General features: G+C 65.0%; 10 protein-coding genes. 2 read left to right on the top strand and 8 right to left on the bottom strand.

Features of this window, described 5'->3' with window-relative positions; all coding sequences use genetic code 11:
- Window positions 1–205 precede the first annotated feature (205 nt).
- The 7 genes from H6A21_RS03685 to glgB form a co-directional block, all read right to left on the bottom strand.
- Complete coding sequence (locus tag H6A21_RS03685) at window positions 206–451, bottom strand: FmdB family zinc ribbon protein (protein WP_204560329.1); 246 nt, start codon at window positions 449–451, stop codon at window positions 206–208.
- A 123-nt stretch (window positions 452–574) separates the two neighbouring features.
- Complete coding sequence (locus H6A21_RS03680; protein ID WP_204560327.1) at window positions 575–3,883, bottom strand: 4-alpha-glucanotransferase; 3,309 nt, start codon at window positions 3,881–3,883, stop codon at window positions 575–577.
- Between the two features lie 261 nt (window positions 3,884–4,144).
- A complete protein-coding gene (gene glgA / locus H6A21_RS03675; RefSeq protein ID WP_204560325.1) occupies window positions 4,145–6,511 on the bottom strand; it encodes a glycogen synthase GlgA in 2,367 nt (788 codons plus the stop codon).
- A gap of 130 nt (window positions 6,512–6,641) precedes the next feature.
- Window positions 6,642–7,748, bottom strand: a complete 1,107-nt coding sequence (glgD, locus tag H6A21_RS03670; protein WP_204560323.1) for a glucose-1-phosphate adenylyltransferase subunit GlgD — start codon at window positions 7,746–7,748, stop codon at window positions 6,642–6,644.
- Window positions 7,749–7,752: 4 nt separating this feature from the next.
- The gene (locus H6A21_RS03665; RefSeq protein WP_204560321.1) at window positions 7,753–8,898 is read right to left on the bottom strand and encodes a glucose-1-phosphate adenylyltransferase; all 1,146 of its coding nucleotides are present in this window, start codon (window positions 8,896–8,898) and stop codon (window positions 7,753–7,755) included.
- 129 nt (window positions 8,899–9,027) lie between these two features.
- The gene (locus H6A21_RS03660; RefSeq protein WP_204560319.1) at window positions 9,028–11,457 is read right to left on the bottom strand and encodes a glycogen/starch/alpha-glucan phosphorylase; all 2,430 of its coding nucleotides are present in this window, start codon (window positions 11,455–11,457) and stop codon (window positions 9,028–9,030) included.
- A 41-nt stretch (window positions 11,458–11,498) separates the two neighbouring features.
- Window positions 11,499–13,718, bottom strand: coding sequence for a 1,4-alpha-glucan branching protein GlgB (gene glgB / locus H6A21_RS03655; RefSeq protein ID WP_342636051.1), 2,220 nt, complete (start codon window positions 13,716–13,718; stop codon window positions 11,499–11,501).
- A gap of 670 nt (window positions 13,719–14,388) precedes the next feature.
- Between glgB and H6A21_RS03650 the strand changes: the two genes are divergently transcribed.
- Window positions 14,389–15,096, top strand: coding sequence for an HAD family hydrolase (locus H6A21_RS03650; RefSeq protein WP_204560316.1), 708 nt, complete (start codon window positions 14,389–14,391; stop codon window positions 15,094–15,096).
- A complete protein-coding gene (locus H6A21_RS03645; protein WP_204560314.1) occupies window positions 15,093–15,767 on the top strand; it encodes a thiamine diphosphokinase in 675 nt (224 codons plus the stop codon). The genes H6A21_RS03650 and H6A21_RS03645 overlap by 4 nt, the downstream gene beginning before the upstream one ends.
- Before the next feature lie 446 nt (window positions 15,768–16,213).
- Here the strand turns inward: H6A21_RS03645 and H6A21_RS03640 are convergent, their stop codons facing one another.
- A complete protein-coding gene (locus tag H6A21_RS03640; protein WP_204560348.1) occupies window positions 16,214–16,978 on the bottom strand; it encodes a phosphotransferase in 765 nt (254 codons plus the stop codon).
- Window positions 16,979–17,011: the final 33 nt, after the last annotated feature.

The following is a 17,011-nucleotide window of genomic DNA, read 5'->3' as shown; positions in this document are numbered from 1 at the left end:
CAGTCTGATCGAATCTAGGCAACTCGAATCATACCGGGGCGGGCCGTGCCCTCCTGTCTATCTGGACGCTATGCTGCTGTCAAAGTGCGCAAGAAATTGTACGTTACCGACGGGGTAGTTTGGAGACGCCCGGCACCGCTCGGTGCCGGGCGTCTCCAAACTACCCCGTCCCCCCAGAGGACACCCGTCCCCGGTGGATTGCAGGCTAATTGGCGTGAGGGCAGGAGTCGCAGGCGCAGCTCGAACCCGAGGTCGCCTCGGTGCTCGCCGAGCCGCCGCGCTGGTCGGTGTTGTAGAAGCCCGACCCCTTGAACTCGATGCCGCTCGCGCTGAAGACCTTCTCGGCTGCGCTGCCGCAGTCGGGGCAGGTGATGCTCGGGTGCTCGGTCATGCCGTGCTCAACCTCGAAGACGGAGCCGCACGAGGTGCAGCGATAGTCATAGCGTGCCATGGATCTTTCCCCTCTGTCGCTTCTCATGAAAGCCCCGCCGCACGTCAGGTGCGGCGGGGGATGCGTTTTACCGTGAATACTGTACCCAAATCCTCGCAATATGCAACGATACGGAGGATAGAATCAGCGAGCTTCCACCGTATCCGAACGTCCGCAGGCGTCCGCGAGGTCGCGGATGCGTTCGATGGAGGCGACAAGCGTCTCCTCGTCCGCCTGCCAGCTCCAGTTGCCCTCGGCCGTGCCGGGAACGTTCATGCGGGCGTCGTCATCGAGCAGCATGACGTCTTGCAGCTGCAGCATGACGAGGTCGGCAGAGCTCTTGAAGGCGCTCTCGATGATGCCGAGGGCGAGCTCTTCTATCTGTTCGGTGTCGGCGTCTTGCGCCCAGCGCGCGCTCGTCCACCCGACGAGGGTGGAGGTGTCGTGCGTGGAGGTGTAGACGACCTTCTCGGAGGCGGGCTTCACACCGTCGCGGACGTCGTAGTCCTCGAACTCGAGCACGTCCATGCCGGGGAAGCCGCAGGAGGCCGTGAGGGCGCGCACCGCCGGGGTGAGGTATCCCAGGTCCTCGGCGATAAGCGGGAGTTTGCCGAACTCGCGCTCGGCGCGGCGGAACAGATCGATACCCGGGCCGGGTAGCCAGCGACCGGCGCTACCGTCCTTGCCGGCGGGAATCGAGAAGAAGGACTGGAAGCCGAGGAAATGGTCGAGGCGCACGCGGTCGTAGAGGGCGAGCGAGCGGCGCAGGCGCTCGATCCACCAGGTGTAGCCGTCATCGCGCATGACGTCCCAGCGATACGTCGGGTTGCCCCAGATCTGACCGGTCGCGGAGAAGCGGTCGGGCGGGGTGCCGGCGATCTCGGTGGGCTTGCCGTCGCGCGAGAGCGTGAACATGCCCGGTTCGCTCCACGCGTCGGCGGAGTCGTCGGAGACATACATGGGGATGTCGCCGATGATCTCGATGCCGTGCACATGCGCGTAGGCGAGCAGCTCGGCCCATTCGGTGTCGAAGCGGTACTGCGCGAAGGCGTAGAACCCGGCCGCGTCGATGAAGCGGGCGTCATCGAGCATACGGACGTCGTAGTGCCTGTAGGCGCGCGGCCAGCGATGGCGGCTGGCGCCGCGCGAGGCGTCCTTCAGGGCCATGAAGGCGCAGTAGGGGTCGAGCCACACCTCGTTGCGGGACAGGAACGCCCGGTAGGCCGGATCCTTCTCGCCGCCTGCCCGGCAGAAGGCCTCATAGGCCTCCTCGAGTTCCTCACGGGTCTCCTCGAGCAGGTCGATGTTGCCGGCGAAGGCGGAGGGGCCGGCGTAGGGGGAGCCGAACTGGTCGGTCGGGTTCACGGGCAGCACCTGCCAATAGCGGGCGCCCATGGCCGCGAGATGGTCGATGAAGCGGCGTGCGGGCGCGCCGAGCGTGCCCGGTCCGAGCTCTGCCGGGATCGAGGTGATGTGGCAGACGACGCCCCAGCCGCGCGTGAGCGGCTTCTGCAGGCGCTGCTGGTCGTGGCCGTAGACAACGGCGCTGCCGAGCGGCCAGAGCGTCAGCTCGCAGGTCCCGTCATCTTCGGCCACAAGATCGATTCCGCTGATGACGTCGAGCATGCGCTCGCCGCAGGCGGGAACGTGCACGGTATGCATGTTCGCGAGGCTGCGGTTCACCACGACGGTCGCTGCCTGGCCGTCCTCGCCGCGGCGCGTGAAGGTCAGGATATCGTCATCGAGCGCCTCGGCCTCGATGGTGCCGGTCGTGAACAGCGGCAGCGCGCGGCGCAGCGCCGCGGTGTTCCTCACCATGGTGAAGAAGTCCCTGTCCTCGTGTCCCCAGGGGAACGTCGCGCGGTTGCCGGGGTCGGTGAGGCCCTGGACGCCCGCCTCGTCGCCGTAGTAGATCGAGGGGACGCCGCGAAACGTCATCTGGATGAGCGAGGCCAGCCAGAAACGGCTCTTGGCGAGGTTCAGCTGCTCGTCGGTCAGACGGTAGGTGCTGCGCTCCTCCTCCGAGACGCTATCGGGGTTCGGGACTCCGCCGAGCAGCGAGATGATGCGGGCGCGATCATGGCTGCCGAGCAGGTTGAGCGCGCAGGCGAGGGCCTCGTCGGGGTAGTTCTCGCGCAGCGTCTCGATGGCCTCGGCAGCGTCATGGGCGGTGTAGCCGCTCTCCTCGCCAAGCAGAAGGCCGAGCACCATGTCACGGAACGGATAGTTCATGGCCGAGTCGAGCTCGGACCCAAGCAGGTAGTGGCGCAGCTTGCCATAGGCGATCTTGTTGGAGGCGTCCTCCCAGACCTCGCCAAGCACGAGCGCATCGGCACGCTCCCTGACCGCCGCGGCCTTGATGTCGGCCAGGAGCTCATCGGAGAGCTCATCGGCCACGTCGAGTCGCCATCCGCGCGCGCCGGCGCGCAGCCAGTGGCGGATCACGCCGTCGGGGCCCAAGATGAGGTTGCGGATTGCTTCGGACTGCTGGTTCACGGCGGGCATGTTGCCCACGCCCCACCAGCAGTCGTAGGTGCCGTCCTCCTTGATGCGGAAGGCGTCCTTCCAGTCGGACTCGGGGTCTTTCGACCAGGCGCCGGGCTCCGGGTAGTTGCCGAATGCGTTGAAGTAGATGGAATCGCTGCCGGTGTGGTTGAACACACCGTCCAGGATGATGCCGATGCCGTGGCGCCGCGCGGAGGCGCAGAGGCTCCGGAAATCCTCCTCCGTTCCGAGAAGGGGATCGATCTTCATGTAGTCGGCCGTGTCGTAGCGATGGTTGCTGGCCGCCTCGAAGATGGGATTCAGATAGATGGCCGTCACGCCCATCTCGGCAAGGTAGTCGAGGTGCTCCTCGATACCGCGCAGCGACCCTCCGTAGAAGTCCCAGCTGCGAATCGAGCCGGTCTCGTCGCGGTCATAGATCGGCGGGGTGTCCCAGTCCTCGACGATGCGCTGCTCGCAGCCGCGGCGCGGGTGGGCACGGCGCTCGAGCGCACGCTGCTTCCAGTCCTCATCGCGCGCGAAGCGATCGGGGAAGATCTGGTAGACGATGCCGCGCTCGTACCAGGCGGGGCGCGTCTGGCGATGGCGAAAGACCGTGATCTGGAACGAGGGGACGTTCTCGTAGTCGTAGGTCACGCCCTCGCCGCCCACATGGCCCTGCGGTGCGCCGACGCGCAGCTCGAAGCCGTCGACGGTGCGCACGATGAAGCTGTACCACACGATCTGCGGCTCGTCCCACGTGACGGTGGTCGAATAGGTGCCGTCGTCATTGCGGTCGAGCGGGTAGAGCTTCTCGCCCTCGCCGTCGACCCAGGTGCGCAGCGTGCACTGGATACCCGCGGCATCCTCCTTGCGGACCTCGAGCGACAGCGTCACGGGCGTGCCCGCGGTGACCGCGCCGAAGGGGGTGCGGTACTGCGGGAGCCTGCTGTTATGCCTAAGCTTCATATATCGTCCTTGCGTGTGACCCCCTCGCGGCACCCGTGAGGGGCGATGTTCGAACCTGCGGCGATAACGCCAAACGTACAGTTTAGCGTATGCATGGCTGCCCATGAGACTCATCCGGAGAGTTTGTTTGACGGGCACCCTCGGGATGGTTCTTTTCGTGTTCGCTTATCGCGAGGCGGGTTGTTCGGTTAATGAGAAAACCGCCCGCCCCGGCGATCCGGGACGGGCGGCTATGAAGCGGCAAGCGCGATGCGGTGCGCGTTAGCGACGCTTACGGGTCGACGCCTTGCGGGCCGCAGAGACGGATGTCGCCTTCGGGGCCTTCGGCTCCTCGGCGGGCTTCTCAGCGGCAGCAGGGGCGGAAGCGGCCTTGGATGCCGGCTTCTCAGCTGCCTCGGTCGGAGCCGCGGCAGCCTTCGTGGACGCGGTCGACTTCTTGGCGGCCGTGGTTGTCTTCGCGGCGGTCGCCTTGGTCGCGGTCTTCGTCGCGGCGGCCTTCGTGGCGGTCTTAGTCGCCGTCGCCTTGGGCGCGGAAGCCTCAGGTGCGGTCTCGGCTGTAGGCTCTGCAGCCTTTGCCGCAGCCGTCTTCGCGGAGGCGGCCTTGTTCGTCGTCTTCTTGGCGGCGGGCTTGGCCTCGGTGGCGGCAGCCTTGGTCGCGGCAGCCTTGGTCGTGGCCGTCTTCTTCGCGGCCGTGGTCTTCGTCGCCGTGGCCTTGGCGGCCGTGGTCTTAGTCGCGGTGGTCTTCGTGGCCGTGGTCTTCGTGGCCGTGGACTTCGCGGCGGTCGTCTTGGCCGTGGTGGTCTTGGCAGCGGTCTTCGTCGTCGTGGACTTGGCGGCCGTGGTCTTCGTTGCGGCCCTGCGCGTGGTCTTCGCGGCCGGCTTCTTCGAAGGTGCGGCCACCGCTTCCCCCGGCTTCACCTCAGGTGCGACCTCGGCGGCAGGCGCCTCGGTAGCGGCAGGAGTCTCGGCGACCGGCGCCTCGGCAGCGACAGGAGCCTCGCCGGCAGGCGTCTCGCTCTTGGCGGGAGCCTCCTCGACGGCCTCTTCCGGCTTGGTTTCCGGCTCAGGTGCAGCCTCGGGCTCGACCTCGGGCTCAGCCACGGGCTCAGCCACGGGCTCAGCCACGGGCTCGGGCTCCGGCTCAGGCACAAAAGGGACGAAGCGCGCGATCTCGGGATGCAGCCCGTAGTAGAGGTCCATGTACTGCTCGGCGGAGCGCTTCCAGCTGAAGTCGGCATCCATGGCGTTGTCGATGAGGTGATTCCACGCGTCCTTGTCATCCCAGAACGTGCGCGCCGCACGGAAGACGGCATCGCCCATCTCGTCGCCGTTGAAGTGCGTGAACGTGAAGCCCGTGCCCTCGCCGGTGAACTTGTTGTAGGGGATGACGGTGTCCTTGAGGCCGCCGGTCTCGCGCACGATCGGCAGGGTGCCGTAGCGCATGGCGATCATCTGGGACAGGCCGCAGGGCTCGAACAGCGACGGCATGAGGAACATGTCGGCGCCGGAGTACATGCGCTGCGACAGGAACGGGTCGAACTCGATGCGCGCGGCCATTGTGCCGGGGTAGGTGCGCTCGAAGTAGCGAAGCGCCTCCTCGTACTCAGCGTCGCCGGTGCCGAGAACGGCCACCTGGACGCCGCCGGACAGGATGCGGTCGAGCGAGTAGGTGACGAGGTCCATGCCCTTTTGGCGCGTAAGGCGCGTGACCATGGCCATGAGGGGACGGTCGTCGCGCACCTCCAGGCCGAGCTCCGCCTGGAGCGCCGCCTTGCAGGCGGCCTTGCCCGAGCGGTCGTCACGGGTGTAGTTCTGGTGGATGCGGTCATCGGTCGCGGGGTCGTTGCGCTTGACGTCGAGACCGTTCAGGATGCCGGAGAGGATGGACTCGCGGCGGCGCAGGACGCCGTCGAGGCCCTCGCCGAACTCGGGCGTGCGAATCTCCCACGCGTAGGTGGGGGAGACGGTCGTGATGGCGTCGGAGTAGTTGAGGGCGCCCAGCATGTAGTTGATGGAGCGGGCGTCGCAGCGCAGCTGGCGCACGGCGGGCTCGATATGGGAGAGGCCGAGCACGTCGCCGAGCAGCATGTCGGTGAACTGGCCCTGGAAGGCGATGTTGTGGATGGAGAACACCGTCTTCACGTTCTGATAGAGGGGGTTGCCCATGTAGAACTCGCGCAGGAAGACCGGGGCGAGCGCGGTGTGCCAGTCGTTGCAGTGGAGCACGTCGCAGACGAAGCCGTCCGGCAGGTACTGCAGGCTCTCGCAGATGGCCTTCGAGAAGAAGGCGAAGCGCTCGCCGTCGTCGAAGAAGCCGTAGGGGTAGCTGCGGTTGAAGTAGTGCTCGTTGTCGAGGAACAGGTAGGTCACGCCGTCGTACACGAGGCGCTCGAGGCCGCAGTACTCGTTGCGCCAGCCCAGGGGCACATAGAACTGGCCGACATGCTCCATCTGGTTCTTGTAGGTATCGGCGATGGTGGCGTACTTCGGCACCATGACGATCACCTCGGCACCGGCCGCGGCCAGGGCGGCGGGAAGCGAGCCCGCGACGTCGCCGAGCCCACCGGTCTTCACGAACGGTGCCGCCTCGGCGGAGGCGAACACGATATGAAGCTTTTCGTTTGCCATGGAATACTCCGTATTCTGTCGTGTTGGTGAATCGCCGCCCGGCGAAGCGAGCCGGGCGGCGATTTCAATGATACCGCTCCCGTCGCGGTCGTGCTGACGGGGGTCGGTAAGGTGTCAAGAGTGTAACGTCTTATGCGATGGGCGCCTTACCGACCGTGAGGATGGCATCAGGGGTGCCGCGCAGCTCGGTGTTGGCGGGCACGACGTTGTTCTTGTCGATGATCGCGTTCTCCACGCGCGCGCCGCTCTTGATGATGACGCCCTGGTTGATGATGGAGTTCACGACGTTGGCGCCGGACTCGACCACGACGCCGCGCGAGAGGATGGAGTTACGGACGGTGCCCATGATCTCGCAGCCCGCGGAGATGCGGGAGTTGCAGGCGATGGAGCCGGCGGCGTACTTCGCCGGGGGCGCGTCGTGGGCCTTGGTGAGGATCGGGCGGTCCTTGCGGAACAGCTGGTTGTTGATGACCGGGTCGAGCATCTCCATGGAGCGCTGGTAGTAGGTGCGCTCGTCGAACATGCCGACGGCGAGGCCCTTGAACTCGTAGCTGCACACGTCGATGCGCGCGAAGTCGCCGGCGATGGCCTCGAAGATGTCGAGGTAGTCGGCAGAGGCATAGCGGTCGATGATCTCGAGCAGCAGGTCGCGGTTGATGATGAAGCAGTCGACGAACTTGTTGTCGCCGTACTTGCAGCCTTCCTTGACCTCCTGGACGCGACCGGCGTCGCCGATGACGAGCGAGCACGCCTCCTCATGGTCGCGCTCGGCCTTGACGTAGACCATCGTGAGGCCCACGCCGGAGGCCTCGTGCGCCTCGATGATGGCGTTGAGGTCCATGTTGAAGATGATGTTCGAGCCCATCATCACGACATAGGGCTCCGTGGCGCGCTGGAAGAGCGTCTTGTTGGAGATGATGTCGCGCAGCAGGAAGCGCATGCCGGGCTTCGTGGTGCCGTAGGGGTTGCCGGGCAGCGGGAACAGGCCGCCGCGCTTGCGGTCGAGACCCCAGTCCTTGCCGTGGCCGACGTGGTCGATGATGGAGCGGTAGTTGCCCGGCATGACGAGACCGACCGTCTTGATGCCCGCGTTGGCCATGTTGGACAGCGGGAAGTCGATGAGGCGGTAGCGGCCCATGACGGGGACCGAGGCGATGGGACGGCTCTGCAGGAGCATCTCCTGCTTGAGGGCCGTGTAGTTGGCTGTGATGTAACCGATGGCCTTGTTATTGATCATCGGATCATTCCCCCTTCCCGATGACGACGTCGTTGCCGACGACGGCGGTGTCCTTCTGCATGTCGACCGATCCGAGCTTCACGCCCTCCTCCACGACGGCGTTCTCGCCGAGGATCGCGCGGACGACGTGCGCGCCGCTCTTCACGACGGCGCCGGGAAGCAGGACGGAGTCCTCGACGATGGCGCGCTCCTCGATTACGCAGTCCGTGGAAAGGATGGAGTGCCTGGCGGTGCCGAAGACCTCGCAGCCGTTGGAGACGAGGCAGTCGTCGACGCGGCCGTTCGGGCCGATGTAGTGCGGCGGGCGCGTCGTGTCGTTGCTCATGATCGGCGCGGCCTTCTCGTAGATGTCGAACTCGGGGTTCTGGCCGAGCAGGCCCATGCTCGTCTCGTGGTAGGAGGCGATGGTGCCGACATCCTTCCAGTAGCCGTGGAACTTGTGGACAAAGAGGCGCTTGCCCTCCTCGAGGGCCTTCGGGATGATGTCGCCGCCGAAGTCGTGGCTGGAGCGCTGGTCGAGCGCGTCCTCCTCGAGCGCCTTGATGAGGAAGTCGGACGAGAAGATGTAGATGCCCATGGACGCGAGGTTCGAATCGGGCTTATCGGGCTTCTCGGTGAACTTCGTGATGCGGTCCTGGTCGTCGGTCGTAAGGATGCCGAAGCGGCTCGCGTCCTCCCAGGGTACCGGCATGACGGCGATGGTGAGGTCGGCCTCGTTCTTGATGTGGTTGTCGAGCATCTCGCGGTAATCCATGCGGTACAGCGCGTCACCGGAGAGGATCAGGACATACTCGGGGTCATGGAGCTTGATGTAGTCGAGGTTCTGGGTCACGGCGTCAGCGGTGCCGTTGTACCACGCGCCGCCCTCTTGCGTGGCGTAAGGGGGCAGGATCGAGACGCCGCCGCCGCGCTCGTCGAGGTCCCAGGCAGATCCGCTGCCCAGGTACGCGTGCAGACGATAGGGGCGGTACTGAGTCAGCACACCCACCGTGTCGATACCGGAGTTGGCGCAGTTCGACAGCGTAAAGTCGATGATGCGGTACTTGCCGCCGAACGAGACCGCCGGCTTCGCGATCTTAGATGTGAGCGCCCCCAATCTGCTTCCCTGTCCTCCTGCGAGGAGCATAGCGATGCATTCTTTTTTACTCATCGAATTCTCCTTCATTGCGTACCGTGCAATAACTGCCTTACCGTATGTCTGCTTTCAGGCGGGTGCTCCCGCATGTGAGGGCACCCGCCCGCAAAAGCCGTGTATGCGCCGGCCCAGGCGCGCACGCCCCTAGGCGTGCCAGATCTCGTCGCGATACTCGCGGATGGTGCGGTCGGACGAGAAGTGGCCGGAGTTCGCGATGTTCATGAGGGCCATGCGCTGCCAGGTGCGCTGGTCGTCATAGACCGCGGTGAGCTCCTCCCACGCCTGGACGTAGCTCGCGAAGTCGGCGAGCACGAAGTCGTAGTCGTTGTTGTTCATGAGCTCGGCCTGGATGCTCTCGAAGTTGCCGGAGAGGCGCGCGAACGTGCCGTCGGTCAGCTCGTCGACGCAGCGGCCGATGCCGTCGCGGTCGTTGTTGTAGACGTCCCACGCGAAGTAGTTGCCGCGGCGCAGGTTCTCCACCTCGTCGACCTTGAGGCCGAAGATCTTCTCGTTCTCGAGGCCCGCGAGCTCGGCGATTTCGATGTTGGCGCCGTCGAGGGTGCCGAGCGTGATCGCGCCGTTCATCATGAGCTTCATGTTCGAGGTTCCCGAGGCCTCCTTGCCGGCCGTCGAGATCTGCTCGGAGATATCGGTGGCGGGGTAGATGAGCTCGGCGTTCGAGACGGCGAAGTTCGGGATGAACGCGACCTTGATGTAGTCGTTCACGCGGTCGTCCGCGTTGATGACATCGGCCACGGAGTTGATGAGGCGGATAACCTCCTTGGCGAACGTGTAGGCGCTCGCCGCCTTGCCCGAGAAGATGAACGACGTCTTGTGGGGCTTGTAGGTCGGGTCGTCAAGCATGCGGTTGTAGATGTGCATGACCTTGAAGATGTTCAGCAGCTGGCGCTTGTAGGCGTGGAAGCGCTTGACCTGGACGTCGAAGATGGAGTCGACGTCGAGCTCGACGCCGGTCGTCTTCTTCACGTAGTCGGCTAAACGCTGCTTGTTCACGCGCTTGGAGGCGCTCATGGCGTCGAGGAACTCGTTGTCGTCCACGTAGTTCTCCAGGCGCTTCAGCTGGCTGGCGTCCGTCAGCCAGCCGTCGCCGATCTTGGAGGTGATGAGACGGGAGAGCGACGGGTTGGCGTTCGCGAGGAAGCGGCGCGGCGAGATGCCGTTCGTCTTGTTGTTGAACTTCTCGGGCGTGAGCTCGTAGAAGTCGTGGAGCGTGTCGCGCTTCAGGATGTCGGTGTGCAGCTGGGCCACGCCGTTGACGGAGTGCGAGCAGATGACCGAGAGGTTCGCCATGCGCACCTGGCCGTCCCACAGGATGGCGGTGTTGCGCAGTTTGTCCTGCCAGTTGTCGATATCGCGCGGGAAGGACTCCATGTAGCGGCGGTTGATCTCGTCGATGATCATGTAGACGCGCGGCAGCAGGCGGCGGAACGTGTCGATGGGCCACTTCTCGAGCGCCTCGGGCAGCACGGTGTGGTTCGTGTAGGACACGGACTTCGTGACGATACCCCAGGCGGTGTCCCAATCGAGGCCCTCCTGGTCCATGAGCAGGCGCATGAGCTCGGCGCCGCACATGGCGGGATGGGTGTCGTTCGTGTGGATGGCGACGAGGTCGGGGAAGCGATCCCAGGCGTCGGTGCCGTAATCGGTCTTGAACGTGCGCAGGATCGACGCGAGGCCCGCGGCGACGAACAGGTACTCCTGCTTGAGGCGCAGGATGCGGCCGTGCTCGCCGGCGTCGTTGGGGTACAGGATCTCAGAGATCGCCTCGGCGTCGGTGCGGAACTTGTTGGCCTTGGCGTAGTCGCCGGCGTTGAAGGCGTCCAGGTCGAAGTCGGCGCTCGCCGGCTCGGCGCTCCACAGGCGCAGACGGTTCACGGTCTTGCCGCCGTAGCCGATGATGGGCACATCGTAGGGAACGGCCTCGATGAGGTCGCCGCCCACGACGTCGAAGCGGAACGTGCCGTCGGGGCTCTCGTGGCGCACGACGTCGCCGCCGAAGCGGACGATAACGGCGCTCTCGGGGTGACGGGTCTCCCAGGGATAGCCCTTGGCGAGCCAGTTGTCGGTGACCTCCACCTGGCGGCCGTCGCGGATCTCCTGCTTGAACAGACCGTAGCGATAGCGCATGCCGTTACCGAAACCGAGGATGCCCTCGGCTGCCATGGAGTCGAGGAAGCAGGCGGCAAGACGGCCCAGACCGCCGTTGCCAAGACCCGGGTCGCCCTCTTCGGCGAGCAGGTCGTCGAGGCTGATGCCCATCTCGGCCAAGCCCTCTTCCACGACGTCGCGGATGCCGTAGTTCAGCAGGTAGTTGTCGAGCAGGGGGCCGATGAGGAACTCGAGCGAGAAGTAGTAGACCTTCTTCTGGTCGCTCTTGCCGTTTTCGGAATCAGCCAAGGCGAACTGACGATTCGCGCGCGCGGCGATGAGCTTGGCGAGGGCACGGTAGCGCTCGGCGTTCTTGGCGTCGCTGTAGTCCTTGCCCACCTCGGCCATGAGCATCGCGCGGTAATCGCGTTTGAAATCCTCGGTGGTCTCGAAAATCTTAGACATGCAGGTGATCTCCCTTTTCGTCGTTTTGCCGCACGAAGCGCTTAGGCTTGCGGCGCGGCCTTTTTAGCGGTGGCCGCGGATGAGGCGGCCTTCGTGGTCTTCCTTGTCGTCTTCTTCGCGGCCGTGGCCTGCGAGGTGGAAGCGGATTTGTCGGCTGCGGCCTTCGAGGCGGCGCTTGCGCGCTTCGTCGTCGCTGCCTTCTTCGTCGCGGCGGCCTTCTTGACTGCGGCCTTCTTCGCGGTCGCGGTCTTCGTCGATGCCGCCTTCTTGGTTGTCGTCTTCTTCACGGCCTTCTTCGGCTTCGGCGGCACGTAGCTCGACGGGCCCTGGCGCTTCAGCACGATGCCGGCGAGCGGCGGGACGGTGAGCTCGATGGAGTCCTCGAAGCCGTGCATGGGCTCGGGATGGCTCGACATGACCTTGGTGTTGCCCTTGCCCGAGCCGCCGAACTCCTCGGCGTCGGAGTTGAAGATCTCGATGTAGTCGCCCTCGCGCGGCACGCCCATCTGGAACGTCTCGTAGTAGGCGGGGTCGAAGTTGATGAGGATCACGAGGTCGTCATCGGGGTTGTCGCCGTGGCGGACGAACGAGATGATGGACTGCTCGTTGTCGTTGGGGTCGATCCACTCGAAGCCCTCCTGGACATAGCCCAGCTCATAGAGCGCGGGCTGGTCGCTGTAGAGGTGGTTGAGCGCCTTGATGAAGTGCTGGTGCTTGGCGTGGGTCTCGTACTGCTCGGTCAGGAACCACTGGATGGACTCGTAGTAGCGCCACTCGATGAACTGGGCGATCTCGTTGCCCATGAAGTTCAGCTTCGCGCCGGGGTGGGTCATCTGGTAGAAGGCGAGCGTGCGCAGGCCGGCGAACTGGCGCCACCAGTCGCCGGGCATGCGGCCGATCAGCGAGCACTTGCCGTGCACGACCTCGTCGTGGGACAGCGGCAGGATGAAGTTCTCGGAGAAGGCGTACATGATCGAGAACGTGAGCAGGCTGTGGGCGCCCGGTCGCCAGGGGAAGTCGGTCTGCATGTAGTGCAGCGTGTCGTTCATCCAGCCCATATCCCACTTGTAGTGGAAGGCAAGACCGCCATCCTCGGCCGGGTAGGTGACGAGCGGCCAGGCGGTGGACTCCTCGGCCATCATCATGACGTCGGGGAAGAGCGTCTCGACGGTGTGGTTCACCTGGCGGATGAACGCGGAGGCATCGAGGTCCTCCTCGGTGCCGTACTTGTTGAACTTCTTCTGGCCGGGGTCGTCCACGCCGAAGTTCAGGTAGAGCATGCTCGACACGCCGTCCATGCGGATGCCGTCGGCGTGGAACTGCTCGATCCAGAACAGGACGTTGGAGACGAGGAAGCTGCGGACCTCGCCGCGGCCGAAGTCGAACTTGTGCGTGCCCCAGTTCGGGTGGATCTCGCGCTCGTAGAGCATGTGGCCGTTGAAGGTCGCGAGACCCTGCGCGTCGGCGCAGAAGCCGCCGGGCACCCAGTCGAGGATGACGCCGATGCCGGCCTGATGGCAGGCGTCGATGAGGTGCATGAGCTGCTTGGGCTCACCGTAGCGCGAGGTGGCGGCGTAGTAGCCGGTGCCCTGGTAGCCCCAGGAGCCGTCGAAGGGGTGCTCCTGGACGGGCAGGATCTCGATGTGGGTGTAGCCCATGTCGCGGACGTAGTCCACGAGCTCGACCGACAGGTCGTCGTAGGTGTAGTACTCGCCGCGCTGCGCGGGGAAGGGATCCATCGGCCCGGGGTAGTTGCCGTTCTCGTCCGGCTCGCCCTGGGGCTCGTCGCCGTGGCGGCGCCACGAACCGAGATGGACCTCGTAGATGTTAAGGGGCTTCTTCATGTGGTCGGACTTCGCGCGGGCATCCATCCACGTGCTATCGCCCCAGTCGTAGCCGCGGATGTCCATCAGGCGCGATGCGGTCCCGGGATTCTTCTCGGCATAGAAGCCATAGGGGTCCGCCTTGTACAGCAGCTTGCCCTCGTCGGTCTCGATAACGTACTTGTACAGGTCGCCCTGCGCGAGGCCGGGGACGAATCCCTGCCACAGGCCACCGGTCGGAAGCTCCTCGAGGGGGTTGGCGTCGGTGTCCCAATCGTTGAAGTCGCCGATGACGCTCACGCTCTTGACGTCGGGGGCCCAGACGCAGAAGCGCCAACCCTCCTTGCCGCCCTGGATATCCGGGTGCGCACCCATCTTCTCCCAGCTGCGGTTCCAAGAGCCCTGGGCGAACAGATGGATATCGTCCTCGGTGATGATGAGGCAGGGCTCTGTCTCAGACGTCTTCGAGGCCGCTTTCGATTTCTTGGATTCAACACATGTGCGGTCCAACTTATCCGTCCAATCGTTAGGGGTGACGCTGGGCGTCGCCCGGCATGGGTAGGATGTCGCGGCTCGCAGGCGCCACGCGATCGCTGGTGGGTCCAGAAAACCACGACGATTCATAATTTATCACTAACTCATCACACTGGCTGCATGAACAGGAGGGACGGTCACTTTTGTCCGATAGGCGCACGGTGGCCGGGTGTGCCGCGGGGGTTGGCGAACTATGGTATCTGTGCTGGTAGACACCATCGCACAGGTGGTCAATCTGAAAGTTTTCACGTGCCGGCGGGCGGTGCCGCATAAGGAGGGGCGGCGGCGCGCGGGGAGCCCCTTTGCGCTTGGGCGCGCCTTCGCGTTGCGGAGTGGGTGTTTGGCTCCTGTCAGGCGGCGGTGTGCAAGGAGAGGCGGCCCTTCTGGATGCAGGCGGGTGGCTTCGACCGCCTTGGCACGAGCTGCCCGCTCCCGACGGTCCGCAAGCGGCGTTACTCCTGATGATTTGGTAGGATAGTCGGCGGCCGGCCTGGCGGTGCTGCTTGCCCGTGCGGCCGCCTTACGCGAGCTTCGATACGCGGCCAGGGCGCCGCGCGGACGAGGAGGCACTTCGATGGCTGACAGCGCACGCGCGCTTCCGAGCGCGTGTATCTTCGATTGCGACGGCACCCTGCTTCGGTCCATGGGCATGTGGATTCAGGTCCAGGGCGAGTTGCTTGCAAGCTACGGCATCGAGACGACGCCGGACGATTTCGCCCAGTTCGAGTCCCTGTCGATGATGGGGGAGTGCTGCGCGTACCACGACACGTGGGGCGTCGGCGCGAACGGGCAGGAGGTCTACGACAAGCTCATGGCGATGCTGCTCGAGCGCTATCGGGCCGTGGTGCCCGCCCGCCCGGGCGTGGCTTCCTTCCTTGAGGCCGTCCGCGAAGCCGGGATTCCGATGGCCATCGCCACCTCCACCCCCGAGCCCGCCGTTCGCTGCGGCCTTGCCGCAAACGGCCTTGCCGGCTATTTCGACATCATCGTCACGACCGGTGAAGCCGGTGCCTCGAAGGACCAGCCGGACGTGTACAACCTGGCGCTCGAGCGGCTGTGCGCGGCGCGGGGCATCGACGTTCCCGGCCATGAGCGCGTCTGGGTGTTCGAGGACGCCGTGTTCGGCCTCAAGAGCTCAGGAGCTGCGGGCTACCGTCGCGTCGGGATCTTCGACGCCGAGGGCCGTTCCGCCCGTCCCGATGTCCAGGCGAACTGCGAGATCTTCATCGATGAGTTCAGCGACCTGGCGCTTGAGGACGTGTGCGCGTGGGGTGCGCGATGAGGGGCGAGCCGACGGTGCGCCGCGTGGCGCTGATCGGCGGCTCGACCGAGCCGGCCGGTGCCGATACGATCCGGCGCGCGGTTCGCGGATGCGATGCCGTGGTGGCGATCGACCGTGGCCTGGACGCTGCGAGCGGAGCAGAAGTCGATGTCAACCTGTTCTGCGGCGATGCGGACTCTGTGAGCCCGGCGGGGGCGGCGCTTGTGCGCCGGGCTGAGTCATCCGACGACGCTTTCTTTTCCGTGGAGCGCTACGACCCCCATAAGGATTTCACCGATCTGTCGCTCGCCCTGCGAGCCGTCGGAGAGCGCTGGGGCGCGCCCGCGCTCGTGTGCACCTGCCTTGCGGGGGGAAACCCCGACCACCTGCTCGGCGTCTTCGGGCGGCTTGCTGCCTGGCCGGGGCCGGTCGAGCTTATCGAAGACGGTTTCGAGGGCAAGGTGCTGCACGCCGGCGAGGTGTGGGCCATCGAGGGCGCTTGCTCGCAGCGCTTCTCGTTCATCCCGCTTTCGCCCGAGGCCACGGTCTCCGAGCGCGGCATGCGCTGGGAACTCGATCACCACGGCGTGGAGCTTCTTTCAGACCTCGGCATCTCGAACGTCATCGAGCGCGATCCCGCGACGATAACCTGCCATGCCGGTACGGTTATCTGCTGGTGCTTCTGCCGCTGATGCTCGCGGGCGGTGCCGCCAGGGCGTTTTGGACAAAAACGCGTCGAGTGGGACGTATGCATCTCGCTCTTCCTTCCAAACGATGCTTGCAGAGCATAATCTTTTACTCGCTATACACTGGGTTAATGGCTAGAGCCTGTTTTTGGCAGCTCTATAAACCCATCTGATCGCTATGAAGTCCCACTCGACGGGTTTTTGTCCCGCGGGATGGCCCGCGGTTTCTCAGCGCTCAAAACCATGGATAAAACTCCCGTATAGCGCGCAGTCTATGTATGGATAGGTGCCTGTGGGGTTCGAAGGCGGTTATGAGGGCGCTTTGCGGCAGCAGGACATCCGCCCCCTGTAAACAGAAAAGCCCCTCAGGGCTCCTGCGGCACCTTAGGGCCTGTGGCCGTGGGTGCTCGCGGGGATACCCTGAGGGGCCCTGCGTTGGCTTCGCCTACCGCTTACTGGTAATCGAAGACGTCGATGCAGCTCATCAGGAACTCATCGTTCGCACCGCCGCGCTTGCGGGCAAGCTCGGAGGCGGCGACGATGGACATGTAGCTGCGGACGATCTGAACCGGCTCGTCGGCGCGGTTGCAGTACATCTCGAGGTAGGCCTCGGCCTGCTGCTTGTCCTCGAGGGCGAACAGCAGGTAGGTCATCGCGGCGTCGGCCGCGGGAGCGCCCTGCGTGGCGTGGGCCCAGTCGCAGACATAGAGCTGACCGTCCTCGGCGACGATGACGTTCGAGGGGTTGAAGTCGCCGTGGCAGACGCGACGGCGGGTCTTCATGCCGTCAAGACGCTGGAGCAGGTCGTAGCGCGTTGAGGCGTTCAGCTGATCGAGGGAGTTGATCATGCGATCGTACTTGTCCACCTGGCGCTGCAGCAGCGGGCAGCGATAGGAGTGGATCTCGATCTGCAGGTCGACGAACTGCTCGAGATATTCGTAGAAGCGGCCCGGTTCGGCGGCCATCTTCTCGGCGAGCGTGACGCCGGGGATCTTGCTGGTCACGAGCGCCCAGCCGCCGCCCTCGACCTGAGCGACCTCGAGGGCCTTCGGGGAGCGGATGCCGCACTCGTTGATGCGGGCGAGGTTCAGGGCCTCGTTGAAGACATCGGAGACAGGCTTGGTCTCGTTGAAGACCTTGACGATGGTGTCGCCGAGGTCGTAGACGACCTTGTTGCTGCGCTGAGCGATTTCGACCTTCGTGTCGGGAAGTTGAATCATGGTACTACCGTCCTTTCTTCGGGTGTGCAC

Source organism: Collinsella tanakaei, assembly GCF_016902615.1.
Classification (GTDB): Bacteria; Actinomycetota; Coriobacteriia; order Coriobacteriales; family Coriobacteriaceae; genus Collinsella; species Collinsella tanakaei_A.
This window is presented reverse-complemented; position numbering and strand designations above follow the sequence as displayed.

What these genes read in the sequence shown, in the direction of transcription:
- H6A21_RS03685 (WP_204560329.1), bottom strand. Translation starts at nt 451, where the DNA reads ATGGCACGCTATGACTATCGCTGCACCTCGTGCGGCTCCGTCTTCGAG.
- H6A21_RS03680 (WP_204560327.1), bottom strand. Translation starts at nt 3,883, where the DNA reads ATGAAGCTTAGGCATAACAGCAGGCTCCCGCAGTACCGCACCCCCTTC.
- glgA (WP_204560325.1), bottom strand. Translation starts at nt 6,511, where the DNA reads ATGGCAAACGAAAAGCTTCATATCGTGTTCGCCTCCGCCGAGGCGGCA.
- glgD (WP_204560323.1), bottom strand. Translation starts at nt 7,748, where the DNA reads ATGATCAATAACAAGGCCATCGGTTACATCACAGCCAACTACACGGCC.
- H6A21_RS03665 (WP_204560321.1), bottom strand. Translation starts at nt 8,898, where the DNA reads ATGAGTAAAAAAGAATGCATCGCTATGCTCCTCGCAGGAGGACAGGGA.
- H6A21_RS03660 (WP_204560319.1), bottom strand. Translation starts at nt 11,457, where the DNA reads ATGTCTAAGATTTTCGAGACCACCGAGGATTTCAAACGCGATTACCGC.
- H6A21_RS03650 (WP_204560316.1), top strand. Translation starts at nt 14,389, where the DNA reads ATGGCTGACAGCGCACGCGCGCTTCCGAGCGCGTGTATCTTCGATTGC.
- H6A21_RS03645 (WP_204560314.1), top strand. Translation starts at nt 15,093, where the DNA reads ATGAGGGGCGAGCCGACGGTGCGCCGCGTGGCGCTGATCGGCGGCTCG.